The 19,292-nt window shown below is 37.4% G+C and carries 18 protein-coding genes and 1 pseudogene; 4 read left to right on the top strand and 15 right to left on the bottom strand.

The genetic code is table 11. The annotated features are described in order from the left end of the window. Positions 1-97: 97 nt before the first annotated feature. Positions 98-430 (top strand): annotated as a pseudogene (locus tag AC623_RS22295) (methyl-accepting chemotaxis protein); the annotation flags it as partial. 163 nt (positions 431-593) lie between these two features. On the opposite strand, the gene AC623_RS09470 reads toward AC623_RS22295, so the two are convergent. From AC623_RS09470 to AC623_RS09445, 6 genes are all read right to left on the bottom strand, one after another. Next, positions 594-1,382: an SMI1/KNR4 family protein gene (locus AC623_RS09470; protein ID WP_049662201.1), complete on the bottom strand. Its 789-nt coding sequence runs from the start codon at positions 1,380-1,382 to the stop codon at positions 594-596. A gap of 11 nt (positions 1,383-1,393) precedes the next feature. Further along, on the bottom strand, positions 1,394-1,936 hold the full coding sequence (locus AC623_RS09465; protein WP_049662200.1) for a hypothetical protein: 543 nt from the start codon (positions 1,934-1,936) through the stop codon (positions 1,394-1,396). Positions 1,937-2,010: 74 nt separating this feature from the next. After that, the gene (locus AC623_RS09460; protein WP_049662199.1) at positions 2,011-2,226 is read right to left on the bottom strand and encodes a helix-turn-helix domain-containing protein; all 216 of its coding nucleotides are present in this window, start codon (positions 2,224-2,226) and stop codon (positions 2,011-2,013) included. 8 nt (positions 2,227-2,234) lie between these two features. After that, complete coding sequence (locus tag AC623_RS09455; protein WP_049662198.1) at positions 2,235-2,711, bottom strand: DUF2975 domain-containing protein; 477 nt, start codon at positions 2,709-2,711, stop codon at positions 2,235-2,237. A 306-nt stretch (positions 2,712-3,017) separates the two neighbouring features. Then, positions 3,018-3,653 carry a phosphatase PAP2 family protein gene (locus tag AC623_RS09450; RefSeq protein WP_049662197.1) on the bottom strand — a complete coding sequence of 212 codons (636 nt, stop codon included), beginning with the start codon at positions 3,651-3,653 and terminating at the stop codon, positions 3,018-3,020. A 120-nt stretch (positions 3,654-3,773) separates the two neighbouring features. Further along, positions 3,774-5,081, bottom strand: a complete 1,308-nt coding sequence (locus tag AC623_RS09445) for a VTT domain-containing protein (RefSeq protein WP_049662196.1) — start codon at positions 5,079-5,081, stop codon at positions 3,774-3,776. A 104-nt stretch (positions 5,082-5,185) separates the two neighbouring features. Between AC623_RS09445 and AC623_RS21440 the strand changes: the two genes are divergently transcribed. Together AC623_RS21440 and AC623_RS09440 are read left to right on the top strand one after the other, a co-directional pair. Then, positions 5,186-5,353, top strand: coding sequence for a hypothetical protein (locus tag AC623_RS21440; protein WP_156187018.1), 168 nt, complete (start codon positions 5,186-5,188; stop codon positions 5,351-5,353). 89 nt (positions 5,354-5,442) lie between these two features. Next, the gene (locus AC623_RS09440) at positions 5,443-6,075 is read left to right on the top strand and encodes an undecaprenyl-diphosphatase (RefSeq protein ID WP_082174380.1); all 633 of its coding nucleotides are present in this window, start codon (positions 5,443-5,445) and stop codon (positions 6,073-6,075) included. 137 nt (positions 6,076-6,212) lie between these two features. On the opposite strand, the gene AC623_RS09435 is transcribed toward AC623_RS09440, so the two are convergent. From AC623_RS09435 to AC623_RS09420, 4 genes are all read right to left on the bottom strand, one after another. Then, positions 6,213-7,568, bottom strand: coding sequence for a sensor histidine kinase (locus AC623_RS09435; RefSeq protein ID WP_049662195.1), 1,356 nt, complete (start codon positions 7,566-7,568; stop codon positions 6,213-6,215). Between the two features lie 4 nt (positions 7,569-7,572). Next, the gene (locus AC623_RS09430; RefSeq protein WP_082174535.1) at positions 7,573-8,274 is read right to left on the bottom strand and encodes a response regulator transcription factor; all 702 of its coding nucleotides are present in this window, start codon (positions 8,272-8,274) and stop codon (positions 7,573-7,575) included. Positions 8,275-8,593: 319 nt separating this feature from the next. Beyond that, a complete protein-coding gene (locus AC623_RS09425; RefSeq protein WP_049662194.1) occupies positions 8,594-9,685 on the bottom strand; it encodes a sensor domain-containing diguanylate cyclase in 1,092 nt (363 codons plus the stop codon). Positions 9,686-10,059: 374 nt separating this feature from the next. Next, positions 10,060-11,442 (bottom strand): sigma-54 interaction domain-containing protein, encoded by a 1,383-nt coding sequence (locus AC623_RS09420; RefSeq protein ID WP_049662193.1) that lies wholly within the window; start codon positions 11,440-11,442, stop codon positions 10,060-10,062. A 630-nt stretch (positions 11,443-12,072) separates the two neighbouring features. Here AC623_RS09420 and AC623_RS09415 point away from each other — a divergent pair. Next, a complete protein-coding gene (locus AC623_RS09415; RefSeq protein ID WP_442853532.1) occupies positions 12,073-13,476 on the top strand; it encodes an amino acid permease in 1,404 nt (467 codons plus the stop codon). A 136-nt stretch (positions 13,477-13,612) separates the two neighbouring features. Here the strand turns inward: AC623_RS09415 and AC623_RS09410 are convergent, their stop codons facing one another. From AC623_RS09410 to AC623_RS09390, 5 genes are all read right to left on the bottom strand, one after another. Beyond that, positions 13,613-14,533, bottom strand: a complete 921-nt coding sequence (locus AC623_RS09410) for an AEC family transporter (RefSeq protein ID WP_231603440.1) — start codon at positions 14,531-14,533, stop codon at positions 13,613-13,615. 158 nt (positions 14,534-14,691) lie between these two features. Further along, on the bottom strand, positions 14,692-15,987 hold the full coding sequence (locus tag AC623_RS09405) for a CitMHS family transporter (RefSeq protein ID WP_049662192.1): 1,296 nt from the start codon (positions 15,985-15,987) through the stop codon (positions 14,692-14,694). A 315-nt stretch (positions 15,988-16,302) separates the two neighbouring features. Beyond that, a complete protein-coding gene (locus AC623_RS09400) occupies positions 16,303-16,851 on the bottom strand; it encodes an isochorismatase family protein (RefSeq protein ID WP_049662191.1) in 549 nt (182 codons plus the stop codon). 150 nt (positions 16,852-17,001) lie between these two features. Next, positions 17,002-17,691, bottom strand: a complete 690-nt coding sequence (locus tag AC623_RS09395) for a response regulator (protein ID WP_049662190.1) — start codon at positions 17,689-17,691, stop codon at positions 17,002-17,004. Then, positions 17,684-19,279 carry an ATP-binding protein gene (locus tag AC623_RS09390; protein WP_049662189.1) on the bottom strand — a complete coding sequence of 532 codons (1,596 nt, stop codon included), beginning with the start codon at positions 19,277-19,279 and terminating at the stop codon, positions 17,684-17,686. Before AC623_RS09390 ends, AC623_RS09395 begins: the two co-directional genes overlap by 8 nt. Between the last annotated feature and the right edge of the window lie 13 nt (positions 19,280-19,292).

Here is a 19,292-nt window from a genome sequence, read left to right as displayed (position 1 = left end):
GACGATTAATAAAATTGCAGAAATCTCTTTAGAAAACACCCATACTTTGGATGATCTTCAACAACAAACGAAGGCCATCCAAAGTATTGTAAAAACCATTCGTGAGATTGCGGCCCAAACCAATTTATTAGCGCTAAATGCCGCAATAGAGGCAGCTCGCGCTGGCGAGCATGGCCGAGGGTTTGATGTAGTCGCTAAAGAAGTTCGAAAGCTTTCCATTAGTGTGGAGAATTCTATTATCGAAGTCCGGGACAATATCGAAGGAATCACAAGAGAAATCGCAAAAATTACAAATGGCATAACACGTGAACAGGAGAATGTTGAACATAGCCAGCAACAAGTTCATGTAACAGTAGAAGATTTCATGAACATTTCCTCTTCTGCAGAAAAACTAGATGCCCAAGCAAAGGAATTCTCAAAAATAATTTAATAAGTAAAAAAACCTCGAATTGAATAGTTTTCGAGGTTTTACTTATTAAATTTATAGTTCACATAAAATGCATTAATTCGCTATTCTGCTCGTCACTTACAAACTTTGTCTTTCATGTGCCAGCAGATAAATCAGCCCTTATCTTCAATTTATACCAAAAAGGTTACTCTAACCCCTTTTTTATTAGTTCTGCATAATAATTAACATCGCCATCAGAATCCTGCCTAAAAATTTCTAAAAGCTCTTCTACCGTTTCTCTTTCTTTTTCTAGCTCACTTGTTTGCAATAGATACAGAACAGCCATTGCTGCGGACACTCTTACCTCTTTATTCTCATGCCTGCTTAACTCTAACAATTTTTGGATAAACCATTGAATATCGATTGATAGACTGGTTGACATGATATCAATCGATTCAACCATGCCTTCAATGTTGTTGGCATGTATGTAATTTTCCATTACCTCTTTTGAAACCATTACTTTTTCATACTCATGTAAACTTGGAGCTTCCTCTATATAAAGCTTATCTAAAAACTCCTGAAATGAAGAAGCTAAAGTGATAATTTGTTCGTTTTCATTATCAATGTACACAATTGGAGGATTTTCTGGTGTTTTTCTGTAGTCAAACGCAATCCATGAATGCCCATCACCGCTTATAAGCAGCAAGCCTTCAGGCAGCCCCCATTCCTTTATGTAGTAATCGTTCTCTAGAATTCCGTGTTCCTTGCCAATGCCCATAATATGATCAAGATAAATAGAATCGTCATTCCAGTCTGTCCGAAAGGTTGTTGGGAACGCATTATACATAATAAGTCCGCCGTTTTGGACCTGAAGAAGCTCGATGTATTCTTTTGGAAATGTCACAGAGAAAAGTTTCTCCGTTTGTTTAATATCAGACTCCTTTAAATCCGGAAGCTTATACATGTCTTCTTGTTCATCCCGCCATATCTTCATGTAATCACATCCTATTTTATTTTGAAAGGGTCATTTTCTTTTTTTGAAAATCCTGTGACAACAAAACAGGCAATAGAGGCAACGGATGCAACTATTATAGCGAAAAACAATCCGATAGCCCGCATAAAGGTATCCTCTTCCGGGTAGGAAGGTGTTAATGTTGCCAACCAATAAACGAATATAAATGTCAAAACAAGATAAAAACCACTTCCGACAGCCGCCATCTTCAAGCGGTTTCTTTTTGTGCCTTCCCATGATTTATTCATTAAAGCCCAGAGATAGATACTAACAATTACAGCAACAAACATGACAATTAAATGAACAAAAGGAATTAAAAAATGCATCAACACATAAAGAGCAAGACATGACGAGAAAAATAGGCACCCGTTCATGATAAATAAGAATACTCCAGATAACCAATGGTTTTGAAACCACATAGCATTTTTCAGCCTATAGACAAGTTTGTTATTTTCATCCACCATGCTTACTGTAGATCCCTTCAACAATATAGCAAGCAACACTCCAAAAAAACCGATTACTAATAGTAGTGACATACCATCCCGCCTAAAGTAAGTTTAATCGTTTTTCTTTTTAAATCTAAAGCTTAGTATATAAATGCTCTTTTCCCTTATGTGTCTGCGTCACATTTATACTCTAGGATATCACCAGGCTGACAATCTAAAGCCTTGCAAATAGCTTCTAAAGTGGAGAATCGAATGGCTTTTGCTTTTCCGTTTTTTAAAATAGAAAGATTAGCCATCGTGATTCCAACTCTTTCAGATAGCTCTGTTACACTCATTTTTCTTTTCACTAACATGACATCGATATGGATTATAATTGCCATTTTCCACCTTAGACCGTTAAATCATTTTCTGATTTTATATCAATGGCACTTTTTAATAATTTCTGAAGAAGCGCAGCAAAGACAGCAATAACGATCGAAGCAAAAGTAATGGTAAATCCGATCACAGCTACTCCAGGATGCAAAGCGTTTTGTGATAGGAGGAATACACTACCTATGATATATAGGGCACTAATCACACTTGCACAGTATTTTATATACTTCAACGAATTTACAGACAACTCAGAAAAGGCATTGTTGTGTTCAATGAATTTTAAAAGCTTTAAAGCCTGAAATATAGCGAAAAAATATGGGATTGCCGTTATGTACAAACCAATTAAAACCGGATCATGTAAATAAGCATATTCCGGGAACGTACCTGCCGCTTCATTTGCTAGCTTAGGTAATAAAAATGTACATAGAGCCAGCACCGCAGCTCCAATAGTCCAAACAGCGACCTTTAAAAAAAGCGTTGTTCCTCGTTTCATAAAAGCACCTCACTTATTATCCGTAATGTAAGCTTATTACATTTTTTATCGAATAACAATAAATTTTTATCAAAAATCATTGCATTATTCTTGTTTCCAAAATATCTTTTTATGTACTTAGGGTTAGACTACTGCTCTATGCCTTTTAATCATTTCATTTAGAGCTTCTGTTCTCAAAACTTAAGTTCTATTGATTTCCAATCATTTCAAGCCGCATTTTTTCAATAAAATGCGGCTTAAAATGATTATTTACTTGTTTTTTCGATCTCATCTGCAGAAAAAATCCTGCCCCCCCTCTGTTGTCCCCTAGAATTTTTTTGCATATGATTGATAACCCCAGATAGAAGCGGTCAACCAAGAACCGCTCGCTAAATAGCCTCCCGCTACATCACTTGGATAATGAACACCCAAATAAATACGACTTACACCAATTGCGCCAGTCAGTATAACACCAATCCCAATTAACATACTACGGCCAAACGAAGTTTTAACATGCCGCCACAGCAAAAAAGCAACAATTCCGTATAAGCTAAAGGCAGCCATAGAATGTCCGCTAGGAAAGCTAAAACCGTTTGCTTCCACCATACGATGAATGGCAGGCCTGGCACGGTGAAATACAATCTTTAATATTAAATTAAGAAGCTCCGATCCCGTCACCACCCAAATGAACAAAATTAGTTCCTTCCGGTGATGTAAAACGGTATATAAAAAAAGCATAATAGCGATCGTTAGTAAAATGCAAGGATACCCCGCCCCAATGAAAGAAAAGAACTTCATCACGTTTGTAAGAGCAGGAGTTTCTAGCTCTTGAATAAAAGAAATGATTGTATTGTCAAACATCACAATTTTTTGATCACTTATTAGCATTGCGATCAACCCAAATAAAATAACACAAAAAAGACTAATGAAGAACGCGCTGGTAAGGCGTAATTTTAGATTCATCTTCTTAAACGTTCCTCCTCAGATATCCTTCTATACGTGTTGATGCTTAGCTTAGAAGCAGCATGGCGTTCCAAATGGCCCTGTCATGCCTGTTTGTCCACTCTGCGGCTCTCTTTTTTATCACTCTTTTCCTAGTGGGCGGGAATCCATTTTCATAAGAAGGCGAAGACTCTCAAGTAAGAGCATATTTAACCCTAACCAACCACCTCCAAAAACATAGCCAGCTGCTGCGTCACTTGGAAGCTCAATAGCCAGAGACAGGCGGGCGATGGCAATAAAAAACAATAAAAAAAGGGTCATTATAAGCACAAATGAATGTATCCATATTCTACGGACAGTACGAACAAATATAAATACGACAAAACCATATATCACAATCGTCATTAAGGATTGCTCACTTGGAAAAGAATAAAACGCTTGATCTGAAGAGGATTTTACAGGGGAAAAATCATGAAAAATTTTCCGCAAGCTCTCTTCATACAATTCTCCTCCGCATACAGTAAAAACAAGAGACGATAATTCAAGAACTTTATTACGACCTTTGAACAAAATCCAAATTATAATCAAAAGAAGAAGCGTCGTTAGCACCTTCCTAGACACGAAAGAATTGAAAAATAACATTAAATCTATCCATTTATCGCCAAAAGCTGATGAGATTAAGAGCTCTGCAAGCTCATTAAAATCCTGAAATTCATTTCCAAAGAAATCCTGTATCATGCCCATCATTAAGATAATAAGCCCCAGAGTTCCCATAGCCGTAGCTGTAATGAAAAGACCGACCCGTTTTGTTGTATGGAGAAGGCTCAGAGTCAGCTCCAACAACTTCATCACGAAGTCTTTCAATGCCAGCTTATACTTTTTATATACATATAACACAGTTAAAATTCCGATTATGATCATACTCCCAATGATAAGGTATTTCTTCACTGAAGTATGAAACTGTTCCCATTGAGGACCTAATATCTTGCCAAGAAAAATGAATACACTTACCCAGAGAAACGCCCCGCTGTATGCAAATAATATATACGTACGAAAGGAAAGTCGCGTAATCCCGGAAAAATAACCTGTTATATGTCTAACTCCTGGAATAAAATAAGCGATGATTAAAAGTTTGTTTCCATGCTTACCGAACCAACGGGAGGTTTTTTCAATTCTTTCCGGCCCCATATGAAACCGATGGCCATATTTTTCAAAGAAAGGGGTCCCTAATTTATACCCTATCCAATAGGCGGCGGTCATCCCAATAGAAGATCCTAAACCTGCGGCTAAAATACTAAGGGTTAAGCCTAAGTGACCTTGGTAAACGAGAAATCCGCTATAGCTCATTAGAAATTCACCTGGCAAGGGAACAGCAAGCATTTCTAATAATAAAGCGGCAAACAATACAATATATCCAAATTGATCAACATAGCCCGTTAGGTTTCCCATCCCTTCTCCATCTCCTTTCTTTTTGGTTCATTTGTTTTCTTCCACATCTTTAGTACGTTTTTTTAGCCTATTCATTAATGCATCTGCAGCTTGGTGATGGCCTGATGACATTTGCAAAAGAGGCAGGAATAGAATGTTCTTCATTTTTTATACCTTTAGGTGAGTATGACAAGCATGTGAAAATGCCCTCTGAAGGTTTTAAGTCTCATGCTCATCCTGTAATCAATTTATCACTAATTTCGTGGAATACCCTTTTTTTAATTGATTTTTAATGTACTTTTCAGGAGATTCTCAGACAAAGTATTTATTCTTATATTATCCCATTACTGTTGCACCCATTGAATCTTCGGAGGTATTTTAAATGAATTACGAAATTTTTCAACGAATTAACGGATGGGCTGGACACTTCGGATTAATAGATACGGTAATGGTTGCGCTCTCCAATAGCGTACCTTATATCGTCCTGGCCCTGATGCTGTATCTTTGGTTCGGCGGTGATCAGAAAAAAAGAATGGATCAACGCTATACAGCTTTATATACGGTCTTTACTTCTGCCCTTGCATTATGTGTGAACGCCGTCATTCATCTTATTTATTACCACCCGCGTCCTTTTGTCAGTCACCATGTTCACCAATTAGTGCCCCATGCAGCAGATTCTTCTTTTGTTAGTGATCACGCTGTATTGGTGTTTGCTATCGCCTGGACAGTCCTCTTTCGTAATGATCGCCTAAAGTACCCCATTTTCATTTGGGCGATCTTAGTTGGACTGTCCCGCATTTATGTAGGGGTTCACTTTCCTGCTGATGTATTAGGAAGTATACTGCTTGCATGTATGACAAGCATTCTAGTGATGTATTTCTCAAAGAGACTAGAACCTCTCGTTCAATTTTTGATACGGACTTACAATCAATTCAGTAATTTTTTTATTAGGCATGAAAAAGACAATGGAGACAAGGAAAAAGCGGAAGAGGACAATAAAATCAGTTGGCGCTGAAAAAATACTTACGATAAAACGAATAATAATCTCTCTATCTACTAGAATGCACAAAACCCGAACAGGCCAGGAAAAGCCTGTTCGGGTTTTAGTTTTTATTTTTTAAAATTCTATTCTCTTTAAGAACAATAGTGCCCTTACTTAGGCAAAAATAATGCAACCTCTGTTCCCTTTCCTTCCACACTATTTACTTTAATTTCTCCGTGGTGCTGTTTTATAATATTTTTTGCTATAGGTAAGCCTAATCCTGTGCCGCCAGTTTCCCGGCTTCTTGCTTTGTCTACACGATAAAAACGTTCAAATATATTTTCAATTTCATCTAGGGGGATCCCTATACCATAATCTTTTACACGAACGATAATAAAGGCGTTATTCTCTTCTAAAAAGACATCAATTTTACCGGCACTGTATTTAATGGCATTGTCCAGAAGGATAATCATGACTTGTTTTATTTTTAATTCATCTGCCATAACCATGATTAGGGGTTCTTTAAAATGCAAGTAAATCTCTCTTTTATAAGCTCCTTCTAATTGGTTTATAATCTTTTCACACAAAAAGAGCAGGTCAATTTGTTTTATCTCTAATACTTGCTCTGACTCCGTTTTAGCGAGATCAAGCAGCCTTTCTGTCATAATTTGTATTCTAGTTGTTTCAGTGTGGATTGACTCAATAGCATCCAGTGCCAATTCTTCGTTTTTGACTCCTCTTCTTCGTAAAAGATCAGCATAGCTCTTAATAACCGTAAGCGGTGTTTTTAATTCGTGAGAAGCGTCAGAAATAAATTGCTTTTGTTTATCTAAATTAGCTTCCAGCCTTCCGATCATCCGATTAAAGGTCTCAGCCATTTTTTGAAGTTCATCCTTTGTTGAATGTTCAATCACAATTCTTTTAGGAATTCCGCTTTTTTCGATGTCTTCCATTGTATTAATCATATTGGAGATTGGTTTCATGATGACATTAGATAACCACCTGCCTCCAAGTAAGGATAAGACAGCTCCTAAGACCGTACAAAAAGCAAGGATAGTAAGCAATATATCCTTCGCTAGCTCTAAGCCGAGTATTCTCTCTCCAATCTCTAAAGTTCCTGTCGTCTGTCCTTCCATTTTTATTGGCACTCTTACAATTAATACTTGTTCTTCTCCTTCTGGCTGCCTGATGGTATGAGTTTCCGTACCAGGGCTTTCAGAAAATTTTCCTTGTATCTTGGAAGAGAAATGCTTATCACTAGAAACTTCTACAATTTGATTGTCGGGTTGAATGACTCGGATATAAGATTCATTTGTTAAATACGGGATTAATTGTGATTGAGTAATATCTGCAGCTGCGTTTTCATGTAATTCATTAAGAATGTATTGTGCTCTGGCGCCCAACTCTTCCTCTTCTGTATTGATTGTAATCTTCATAAAGGAGAAGAATACAACAGCATTTACAACTAGTAAAACACATAGCACCCAGGCACTCGTCAACAAATTTATTTTAGTGGTAATTCTCATTTTACTAACGCTCCTTTATTGTGTAACCAACTCCTCTTACCGTAAGAAAAATAGGAGGTTCATCAGGAAACTCCTCTTCAATTTTCTTTCTTAAATGACGGATATATACATCAATTACGTTAGTTTCTCCTTCGTATTCGTAACCCCATACGTTAATCAAAATGTTCTCACGTGTCACTATTTTATTTTTATTAGACAGTAAATACACGAGTAAATCATATTCCTTTGGAGTCAGAAAAATTGTTAAATCGTTCCTGCTAACCTCTCTAGTATCAAGGTTTACCGTTAAATCGTGAACGGATAATAAAGTATCTTTGTTATTCATAGCATGCACAGTCAAAGAAGTTTGGCGAATACAAGAGCGGACTCTTGCAAGCAGTTCTTCGATTTCAAAGGGCTTCGTGATATAATCATTCGCTCCTTGGTCTAGTCCTGTTACCTTATCCATCGTCATATTTCGTGCTGTGAGCAAGATAATAGGTATTAAACTATTCGTTTTACGGACTCTTCTTAAGATTTCAATTCCGTTCAATCCAGGCAACATCACATCTAATAATATTAAATCCAATTTTTCGTGCAACGCTGCCTCTAAACCAGACTTTCCGTCGTGAGCAACGAGTACCTCATATCCTTCGTATTCAAGCTCTATTTTTAAAACTTTAGCGATTTGAACCTCATCTTCTACAACTAAAATTCGGTATTTAATGATCTCCACTTCCTCTATATATTGTTAACAAGTGCTATCATGCTGCTCAACTTTTAATATAGTCCTTGTCTATACTTTAACACTGCCTCTGTGTCCTATTGCCGTTTTTAATTGAATTTTAATCTTCCATATAGTGCTTTCTCATGCTAGCTATTGTGGATATATTACCCCAGTTATTTACTCACTTTGTCTTGTTTTGCAACAGTTAAAGAAGAATTCTGCGCAAGTCATTACACTTTCAAATAAAGTGAAAAAGCATGGACTGTTTAATCCATGCTTCATAAAGTATGTTTTCTAAAAGGTAATTTTAAAAATAATGCTAGCAGCCCGTTTTATACATTTGGTAATTGTTTTTTCCCCGACGTTTAGCCTGATACATAGCCAAATCAGCATGTTTAATCAGCGTCTCTGCCTCTTGCCCGTTCTCAGGATAGACAGCAATTCCTATACTGGGTGATACTCGTACATCTTTTCCGGAAAGAAAAATTGGAAAAGCGAGACACTCGATGATCCTTTTGGCTGTCAAGGTACAGTCGTCTTGATTAGTATCAGGAAGTAAGATGACAAACTCATCTCCTCCTAACCTCGCGACCATATCTTTTTCACCAGTGCAATCCTTAAAACGGTTACTGACTTGTTTTAAAAGAAGGTCCCCTGCTTCATGTCCAAAAGTATCATTTACCTGTTTGAACCCGTCCAAGTCGATAAACATTACCGCTAGTACCGCGTTATCTCTTTTTAGCTCACTTAATGTTTGATTCAGCTTATCTACAAAAGCTCTTCGGTTCGGCAACCCAGTTAAAGCGTCTTGGTAAACCAATTGTTTCATTTCATCTTCTCTCTTCTTTTCAATGGTTATGTCCCTAACAATGACTTCTCTTGCAGGTTGTCCGCCATATTCAATCTTTGCTGAGGTGAACTCTACATCAAATATTGTTTCATCTAATCTTTTCACTTTAAAACGATGCTTCAAAACGGCCTCTTCATTGCTTTTGATTCTCTTTTCTAAGGACCGCAAATGATCAATCGAATCAGGATGAATAAATTTCATCAAATTATAATTAATTGCTTCATCTGAATTACTTATACCAAGTAACTTTGCTCCAGATCTGTTAATGTAGAGAATTTTCCCTTTACGATGAATAAGGATAGCCTCTGGGGATAATTCAATTAAATTCCGATATTGTTTTTCTTGTTTATCTAGTTGATAGAAAATGTTCTTTACTATTATTAGAGCACAAATAATTAACATTACTATTAAAGAAGAACTTGCCGTATCAATTATCTCTTCAACTGGCCCATTGCCTTTTAAACCAAGAATCCCCAAAATTTGATCATCGAATATATCGATCACAGAAAGCGTTGCAATTAGCAGTAAAATTATAATGATCTTTGAATTAAATAGATTCATCGATTTATCTCCTCTCCGCAATCCAGTTTATTGCCTTCCTATCTCTTCATAAGTTTGTTTTTTGTTAGGATAAAGGAGTATTTTATAACATTTTAGTAAAAAAAACTACAAAGATCTAAAAAATGGGTTTTCTTTCATGGCTGGAATTTTAATATATATTCTCCTAACACTATAATAAAAAGTTTAATGCAGCTTGCCAGACTTCGGAATAAGCAAAGGCATGGATCGTTTAATCCATGCCTAATTAATCTTTGTAAATAATTTAAATATAGATAGGTGGTTTCAATCTGCTATTTTAGATAAAGGTGCTAAGCGATCACAGACAATCTCTTTAACAAACCAAACTTTGTCTTTTTTGTCCCAATGGATTCTCCCTATAACTGTTCCTTATATTTTTGCAGTTTGCGAATAACGGAGGGTTGGCTAATCCCTAAATATTCAGCCATTTCATAAGTTGATTTGCATTGTTTTTGAGCCTTAGAAATCATCAATTTTTCTACTCGTTCTACGACTCTTTTTAAATTGTGATCTTCCACTGCTATTTGTTCAATCAATGAGACTTCATCCATGTTGGCGTTTTCCTGGCCTACAATCGAAACAGGAAGAGAGTTGGGACGAAGGATGGTGTCTTCCGATGTTAAAATCAATCGTTCGATTAAATTCTCTAGTTCACGTACATTGCCGGGCCATCTATATTTAAGCAAGAGTTCGTACGTAGAGGAATGCAGTTTTTTGGCAGTTTTGTATTTCCTGTTGATCAGCTCAACATAATGATTGATCAATAAAGAAATATCTTCTTTTCGATCCCGCAACGGCGGGATATGAATAGGGATAACGTTTAACCGATAATACAAGTCAAGACGAAATTCACCTTTTTCAACCATGTCTTCTAAATCTTTATTAGTGGCCGCTACTAACCTAAAATCAACATAACGCTCTTCATTGCCACCCACTCGCATAAACTTTTTTTCCTGGAGGACTTTTAATAGTTTTGCCTGCATCGCTAAAGGCAATTCTCCAATTTCATCTAAAAACAATGTTCCGTTATGAGCTTGTTCAATTAACCCTTGTTTTCCTTTTCTTTGAGCCCCGGTAAAAGACCCAGACTCATAACCAAACATTTCTGATTCAAACAAGTTGATCGGAATCGTACTGCAATTCACCTCAATAAATGGCTCTTTTCGTCGGTGTCCTTGAGTATGAAGCTTCCGGGCCAGCATACTTTTTCCAACACCCGATTCCCCTGTCATTAAAACGGTAGCATCTGTGTTAGCTACCCGCTGCAGTGTTTTTGCGGTTTGTTGCATTTCCTTACTGCGATAATGAGTCTCTTCTTTCCCCCTTAAGACCTCTACCTCTGTCTGATAACCTTTTAATTTTCTCTCTAATTGTTCATATTGATCTTGAAGGTTACTAATTTCGGTTTGGTCAATAGCATAACTGATTACTCTGATGATCTCTCCATCATCATTAAAAATGGGGTAAGCCGTTGACATAATAATCTTCCCCCTCTTAGTACGCTGCATAATTTGGATAGGCTGTTTTTCATTTAGTACAACTGCTGTGATAGACGGCGTGAGCACTCCTTGTTCTTGAAGTTCAAAAATAGATTCTCCCACATAGTCCTTTGGTTCTGCATCATATACAGACCAATGATCACTATTTGTGTATAAAATAATTCCCTTTCCATCCGTGATAGTAATATTATTGTTAGACGTTTTGATAATTTTCTCTAAGATGACGTCTGCCATAGACATGAGGCCTTCCTCTTTTCTCACTTTTTCGACTAGTATTTACATTCTTTTTACTTGTAATTAAAATATAATTCAAAAATGTATCAATAATCAAGAAATGAATCAAAAATTCGAGTTTTCGATTCAAAAAAGAATCATTTTTTTGCATTTTTAGCATTTACGTGCCGAATTTCAGGCGAATATACTTTGGCATGCTTCTTGCTTATAAATGTTTATCTAAAAGAAAATTGTTTTTAGATGATTTGAAAACGCTTAAATTCAAGGTGAGCAGATGACTGTTTTTCTTGAATTTATAAGTTCTTTTTCTAGTGGAGAAACAAACCAACATGAAAAGTACACCTGCGGCATCGTATTCGAATGAATATAGAACCAGCCGTTATGAAAAGGAGTCGATGAAAGGAAATCAGGATGATTCTAATAATGACATGACACGGTGGAAAATAGAATTCTCTTTCTTACATTCATAACAAAAAAATATTTTGTTTATTATTAATGTTCGGTTTAATCAGCGGCAATGTGAAAGGAAAGAATTATTTCCACTTAACGCTTAGCAGCATTTTAATATGTTGAGAGCTATCGAGATTTTTAAAAAATTAGTCAGCTATAAGAAAACTTACAGAGCGGGTGGTATATTTGGGAGTACAAAATAATAATTTAAAGCACGGTCTTAAAACAAGACATGTTACGATGATTTCGATTGGCGGGGTAATTGGCGCAGGCCTGTTTGTAGGAAGTGGCACAATGATTACATCAGCAGGGCCTGGTGCCCTCTTGTCCTACATTGTTGCAGGATTATTAATTGTTCTTATTATGCGAATGCTTGGAGAAATGGCTGTTTTGAACCCTGACAGTGGATCTTTTTCCACATACGCCCACCAAGCAATTGGTCCTTGGGCTGGATTTACTATTGGCTGGTTGTATTGGTTCAACTGGGTTATCATCGTTACAATCGAAGCAACGTTATTAGGGGAAATGGTGAATAACTGGATCCCTTCTATACCAGTTTGGGTAGCAAGTGTAGTGTTTCCTATTTTAATGACTATCACCAATATCTTTTCAGTTAAAGCCTATGGAGAATTTGAATACTGGCTGGCTTCTATTAAAGTAGCAGCTATCGTTATTTTCCTTGGATTAGGTGTAGCCATCGCCTTTGGTCTTGTTCCGGGTGTTGAAGTACAAAGCTTCTCTACTCTAGCTACAGTTGATAAGTTTTTCCCTCATGGCTTTATGCCGGTCATTCTTGGAGTGATCTTTATTACATTCTCTCTATCTGGAAGCGAGGTCGCAGCGATCGCAGCTGGTGAATCCGAAAATCCAGAGAAAAATATCATAAGAGCAATCAACGCTGTAGTTTGGCGGCTTCTTCTTTTCTTTGTCGGTTCGGTGGCTGTACTGATCATGGTTATTCCACAAGGCGCCGAGGAATTGCTTAAGACTCCTTTTGCAAGTGTATTTGATATGGCAGGTCTTCCTGCTGCGGGACAAGTTATGAACTTTGTTATTTTTATCTCTCTTCTTTCCGTTTTGAACTCAGGACTTTATACAAGTTCCCGTATGGTGTACTCTCTCTCGAAAAAAGGATCGGCTCCAAAGTTCCTCTCTAGAGTTAATGAAAGAGGGATTCCAATTTGGGCACTAGGAGCAAGTTTATTCTTTGCATACGTATTTACTCTATTTAAATTTATTTCTCCGGATACGTTATTCGTCTTTTTAGCTAACAGTTCAGGTGGCGTTACACTGATTATGTATGTCTTTATTGCCGTTTCTCATATACGTTCACGGAGAAAAATAGAAAAGACAAATCCAGAGGCGCTTAAAGTAAAAATGTGGCTCTTCCCTTACTTAACCTACGCAACAATTGCTGTATTATTTGTTATTTTCGTCGCTCAAGCTTTTATCGGCTCCATGCGTTTACAGTTCTTCCTTACTTCGATTCTAACCATCTTGGTAATCGGCTCCTACTTCTTTTTTTATAATAAAAAAGAAGTTGTTTCAAGCCTAGCGGAAACAGAATTGAAAAAAGTTAATATTGAATAATAAGACAAGTAAACAAAAAATCCTGCTTTCTGGGTAGTCATACTACTCACGAAGCAGGATTTTTTTAAATTGTTTTTTTATATTTGACCTTTTTTGTTCGGTCTCCCTCATTGTCTTGGTTTTCAGCAAGAAGAAGTTAAAAGAAGATCTTTGATAAATAAATAACAGTAGCTACAGTTACACTGCTAAAAATAGTCGTCAACAGAACAGCCTGTGACGCAATGTCAGGATAATTATCGTGTTCAAGGGCTAACAATGCACTATTCCGTGAAGTGGGAAAAGAACTCGCAATAAAGAGCGCTTGAGCCACCGTTCCCGATAAACCTAGCAGTACTATAATCAGCAGAGCAATACAAGGAGAAATCACCAGCCGGCCGATCGCTGCCCATACTACCGGTTTAGAAATATGAGTAATTTTTAAGTAAGCCACTTGTGCCCCAAGGGTTATCAGTGCAATCGCCGAAAAGGCTTTAGACGCATTCTCAATTGGCTGCCATATAAAATCAGGAACTTTCGTATCTGTCCAGCGCAGGATAATGGCAAAAATCAAAGCGTAAATAACAGGCAGCCTCATCATTTTTTGAATAAGATCCTTTCCGCTGCTTTGAGCAGAAATTGAATTATAAACGCCGTAAGTAAAAGTAAGCAAATTTTGAAATATAGATACAATAACTTGAATAGCTGTGCCAGCCGGATTTGCGACAAATACAAGCTCGCTTACCGGAAGGCCATAGTTTCCTGAATTGCTCAAGACAAAACTGTTTTTAAAGGTGGCTGACAATTGGCTATCAAACCGGTTAGCTTTCGCAAACAGCATGCTGACCAGGATAAGAAGTACATTAAAAAGCATTAAAAATAACAGAGTTTGGCCAACCAGCCTTCCGGATAGGTTGCTTTGATAAATATTGACGAAGCAAACAGCTGGAAGCAAAAAATTGATCGTTATAGCAGATAATGTAGCTAAATGAAGCTTTAATAACCGATGAAGGCAGGCTCCCGCACCGATCATGAGGAATAGTGGGAAAATTACCCGTAACACAATTTGAAAAAATATCACAACTACGTCCACCTTTTGAATGAAGCTTATAATCTATTGCTCTTTTTTCGCTTTCTCTGATTTTCACTAACAGAAAAGAAGCAAGCGAATGTCGCCTGCTTTTTCTCAACTGTTCTTATTATGGCTGATTTCACCCTTTTATCTCGAAGTTTATTAGATTAAAAAGGGATGATCCCTAGAACGAGAGCAACAATGATCAGTACAGCTGTCGAACCGCATGCCCACTTTAAGAAAGCACGCTGCAATGCCCCAAAATCTTCTCCAACCATCCCAACCAAAAGATAAGTAGATGGAACGAGCGGGCTTAGCAAGTGAACTGGAAGTCCGAAAAGAGAAGCTCTTCCAATCATGGCAGGGTCAATTCCGTAAGCTGCGCCTGCTTTTGCAAGCAATGGCAACACGCCATAATAAAAAGCATCATTGGACATAAAGAAAGTAAACGGTGCACTAATAACGGCGGTAATAATAGCAAAATGAGAACCCATTCCCTCTGGAATATGCTGAATCATAGAGTTTGCCATCGCATCCACCATGCCTGTTCCGGAAAGAAGCCCGGTAAAAATCCCAGCCGCAAAGATCATTGAAACAACCGATAGAGCATTATCCGCATAATTGGCCACCCGCTCTTTCTGATCACTCATCTTCGGATAGTTTACAGTAATAGCAATCGCAAACCCAAGCATGAACAATACAGTTGTCGGTAACAATTCCGTAATGAGAGCAGCTAAAAGAATAACTGTTAACGCATAGTTAAAAACAATCAGTTTTGGACGCTTAAGATAGCTATCTTCTGCAGTAGCCGCCAATTCTGGAGACACGCTGCGAACGTCTAGTTCAATTACACCAATCCGCTTTCTTTCTTTTTTACCAAGTAAGTAAGCCATGAATAAAACAAACAGAACACCGCCAACCATAGATGGAATAACGGGTGTGAACACATCTGACATCTCAAGATTCAAAGCCGTCATGACTCTGGCTGTCGGTCCTCCCCATGGAAGAAGGTTCATGACGCCTGATGCCGAAACAGCAATTCCAGCTAAAATCAACGGTTTCATTCCAATTCTTTTATAAAGAGGAAGCATCGCCGAAATCGTAATCATGTAAGTAGTCGTACCGTCTCCATCTAAGGAAATAAATAGAGCTAAAGCAGCCGTACCAATGGCAATTTTTACAGGATCCCCTTTTACTAGCTTGAGAATCGTATGGATAATCGGATCAAACACTCCGGCATCAATCAAAATACCGAAGAAGAGAATAGCAAACAAAATCATGATGCCTGTTGGAGCCACACTTTTAATCCCTTCTAATGCCATAGGCCCTATTTCATTGCCAAAACCGCCTAGAAGTGAGAATACAACAGGTACCACAATAAGAGCAATCATAGCAGATAGACGACCAGTCATAATTAAAATCATAAATACAAATATCATTAAAAATCCTAATACAGCAAGCATATTATCCACCCCTTTGTTCTAATTGATTACATTGTAAGCGGTCTCCTTTTATTTGTAAGCGTTATCAATTTATTGTGTTTTAAGTTTATTTTGAAAGTTTTGTTCATTTTGTTCACGAATCTTTTTAACGGTCGATGATGGCAAATAAAAAAAGCCCCTCTTAACGGGACTTCTTATTCTCTAAAAGCTGTTCGGACTGTGAAGAATGTTCTTTATTCGGAACTAATATGACAATCATTCCAATGATACAAGCTGTTCCGATCTATTGAAAAAGTCTAAAAGAATTTTCAGCCAAAAAACCGACTGCTAATGGTTCTAAATTTCTACAATACATTCACTATTTGTACAACTCATTGGCTGAATTTGTACAAAACGATTATGCCATATGGATTCATGATGCTGAATAATCTGTTCTGCATTAAAATAACTGCTATTTAACGTGCTATGTGTACCCTCTACTAAAATATTCTGTTGATAGCCTTTACTATAAGCATTTCTTATTGTGGTATCTAAACAAAACTCGGTTTGAGCACCTGCAAAAATTAGTTGTTCAATGCCTAGCTTTTTTAGAGTTTCTTCTAAGGTAGTTTGATAGAAGGCATCCCATGTGATTTTTTCAATAACAATATCATCACTTTTTCGGTGCAGCCCTTTATGTAATTCCCAAGCACATTTGCCTTTTGCCATATCACCGGATGAATCCAAGTCTGTATGCTGAATAAAAATAATAGGAATTTCTTTTGTCCTTGCCCAATTAATCAGCTTATTTACATTTTTCAACAAGGTCTTGTGTTGATATAAGTAATTTTTCTCTTCTAAAAAAAAGATTTCTTGCATATCAATAATAATTAATGCTTGTTTCACACCTACATCCCCTATCTATATAATATAAAAGAACTTTTATATTATATCTTAAATTTAAAACATAGGCGGTATGAAAACTATTCATCTTATCTTGTTGTTAAACTACTTTATCCTGAAGAAAAAAACGTTATGTATAGATGACCGGTACCATCAAACTTTATAATATTTTCGCTCTGGTCTTCCTACAACCCCATAGACCACTTCAGCTTTGCATTCTTGAATAGAAACCAAATACTCCAAATAGCGTCTGGCTGTTGTTCTTGAGGCTCCAATTTGTTCAGCTGCTTGTTCGGCTGATAACCCTTTCTTACTTATGGAAAGAACCTCTCTTACCTTTGACAACGTAATTTCATCTACCCCTTTTGGTAGTGAATCCCCCCGAATTACTGTGGCTGGACGATGGGAAACTTTATTAAAGATCAGATCTACCACTTCTTGATCGACTTCCTGTGTAGAACGTAAAAGCTGAGACTTATTGAGATACTCTTCAATGATTTGATCAAAGCGCTCCATCTTCACCGGTTTAATTAAAAAATATTCCACACCATAATGAAGGGCCTTTTCAAGGATATCTTTGTCGGTTGCTGCGGTAATCATCAAGATATCTACTTGTCTATGGTTTTCACGGATGAGCGGAAGCAAATCGGAGCCAAGCTGATCTGGCATATAGACATCAAGAAGAAGAAGATCCGGCTGCTGCTCACTCAGCAGCTTAAGAGTTTCCTTTGCATTTAACGCTTTTCCCACCACCTCTATTTCATCAAATTTATTCAGGAACTTTTCATGAATATCTGCTACGCGAAAATCATCCTCTGCAATGACCGCTCTTATTTTAGTCATTCTTCTCTTCCCCCTGTCTTTTAGGCAGATATACTGTAAAGATCGTATTTCCTTCCTCACTGTGCACCTCAATCAGACCCCCTAGCTCTTTTACAGCATAATCTGTATTTGAAAGCCCATAACCGCTTGGGATTTCTTCTTCTTTCGAAGTAAAGCCTCTTTCAAAAATGAGCGACAAATGTTCTGGTTTTATTCCCTTTCCATTGTCACTCACTTCAAAGATAATGTCCTCTCCAATATCAGTAGCAAAAAAATTGACGAGTGGTTTCTCTCTGTCCGAAACAGCGTCAAAGGCATTATCGATAATATTGCCTAGAATTAAAGTGAGTTCAGACAGCTTTATATGGCTCGGCAAATTTTCTAAGTAGCTTTCTGAATCTATTTCGAAGGTTACTTTTTTTTCAGATGCTTTGCCTAGCTTTCCCAGCAAAATAGCTTGTACTTTTGTATCCTTAATTTGTTCAAAGACAATTCGATTGAGAGATTGCAGTTCAGCTGTCTCACTTTGCAGCATATCTATTGCTTCGTCATGTTTGCCCAACTGAAGTAAGCCAGACAGCACATATAATTTATTCGTAAATTCATGAGTTTGGGCCCTTAAATCCTCAGAATACATTTTTACCTCTGACAGCGTATTAACCATTTGCTCAATTTCAGTTTTATCCCGAAACGAGACGACTGCGCCGCTTACTCTGTTGCCATCAAGAATTGGTGTGCAATTCATAATAATTTTCTTATGCCCCCACTGCATTTCTTTATCTATTTGGGGTTTTCCGGAATCTAGCACCTCGTACAAATAAACAGAAGGAAATAGGTCATCCACCTTCAAGTCGCGAACAGACTCTTTAATATTAAGTAATTTTTTTGCCGGCTGATTCATTGATCTGATCACTCCATCCCGATCAACTGCTAGAATTCCCTCCTTCACTGAGTGAAGCACGGCATTTTTCTCTTTATATAAGCGAGCAATTTCATAAGGTTCCAGCCCTAACGTATCCTTGCGTATGCTTCTGGCAAGCAAATAACTGCCAACGACAGATATAACAAGGGCGATGAGTGATACAACCACTTCTTTCGATAGATCTTTGAAAATTTGTTTCTGAACCTTTTCTACTAAAAATCCAACGGAAACAATGCCAATAATATCTCCATTCTGATTAAATATCGGTGACTTTCCCCGCATAGATAGTCCGAGGGAGCCGCGTGCTTCGGATACGTAAGATTCCCCCTTTTGAATAGCTCGTTCGTTGTCGCCGCCAATCATCGGCTTTCCTATTTCTGATACGAGCGGATGGGAATAACGAATTCCTTGTTCATTTCCCACTACGATAAATTCAGCCCCTGTTTCTCGGCGGATCTTTTCAACGATCGGTTGAATCACGCTAGGCGGATCGTCCGACTTAAAAGCGTCAATAATCGTTGGCATCGACGCGATCGTTTTTGATAATTCCAAAGCCAAGCGTCCTCTATCTTCCTCAATCTGCTTCCCTTCCATATAAGTAAAGTAAGCGGTTAACATAAAAATTAAAAAAAGGCTTAAGGATAATACCAATCCTAAAATCTTTGTTTGAAGTGTCACTTTTCGCATTTTCTACAGTATC

Source organism: Bacillus sp. FJAT-27231 (genome assembly GCF_001183975.1).
Lineage (GTDB): Bacteria > Bacillota > Bacilli > Bacillales > Domibacillaceae > Pseudobacillus > Pseudobacillus wudalianchiensis.
Note: the sequence above shows the minus strand (reverse complement) of the source record. Positions and strands in the feature narration are given on the sequence as shown.

Excerpts from the sequence above, each read along its gene's own strand:
- AC623_RS09470 (WP_049662201.1), bottom strand. The coding sequence starts at position 1,382 with ATGAAGATATGGCGGGATGAACAAGAAGACATGTATAAGCTTCCGGAT.
- AC623_RS09465 (WP_049662200.1), bottom strand. The coding sequence starts at position 1,936 with ATGTCACTACTATTAGTAATCGGTTTTTTTGGAGTGTTGCTTGCTATA.
- AC623_RS09460 (WP_049662199.1), bottom strand. The coding sequence starts at position 2,226 with ATGGCAATTATAATCCATATCGATGTCATGTTAGTGAAAAGAAAAATG.
- AC623_RS09455 (WP_049662198.1), bottom strand. The coding sequence starts at position 2,711 with ATGAAACGAGGAACAACGCTTTTTTTAAAGGTCGCTGTTTGGACTATT.
- AC623_RS09450 (WP_049662197.1), bottom strand. The coding sequence starts at position 3,653 with ATGAATCTAAAATTACGCCTTACCAGCGCGTTCTTCATTAGTCTTTTT.
- AC623_RS09445 (WP_049662196.1), bottom strand. The coding sequence starts at position 5,081 with ATGGGAAACCTAACGGGCTATGTTGATCAATTTGGATATATTGTATTG.
- AC623_RS21440 (WP_156187018.1), top strand. The coding sequence starts at position 5,186 with ATGACATTTGCAAAAGAGGCAGGAATAGAATGTTCTTCATTTTTTATA.
- AC623_RS09440 (WP_082174380.1), top strand. The coding sequence starts at position 5,443 with ATGAATTACGAAATTTTTCAACGAATTAACGGATGGGCTGGACACTTC.
- AC623_RS09435 (WP_049662195.1), bottom strand. The coding sequence starts at position 7,568 with ATGAGAATTACCACTAAAATAAATTTGTTGACGAGTGCCTGGGTGCTA.
- AC623_RS09425 (WP_049662194.1), bottom strand. The coding sequence starts at position 9,685 with ATGAATCTATTTAATTCAAAGATCATTATAATTTTACTGCTAATTGCA.
- AC623_RS09420 (WP_049662193.1), bottom strand. The coding sequence starts at position 11,442 with ATGTCTATGGCAGACGTCATCTTAGAGAAAATTATCAAAACGTCTAAC.
- AC623_RS09405 (WP_049662192.1), bottom strand. The coding sequence starts at position 15,987 with ATGCTTGCTGTATTAGGATTTTTAATGATATTTGTATTTATGATTTTA.
- AC623_RS09395 (WP_049662190.1), bottom strand. The coding sequence starts at position 17,691 with ATGACTAAAATAAGAGCGGTCATTGCAGAGGATGATTTTCGCGTAGCA.
- AC623_RS09390 (WP_049662189.1), bottom strand. The coding sequence starts at position 19,279 with ATGCGAAAAGTGACACTTCAAACAAAGATTTTAGGATTGGTATTATCC.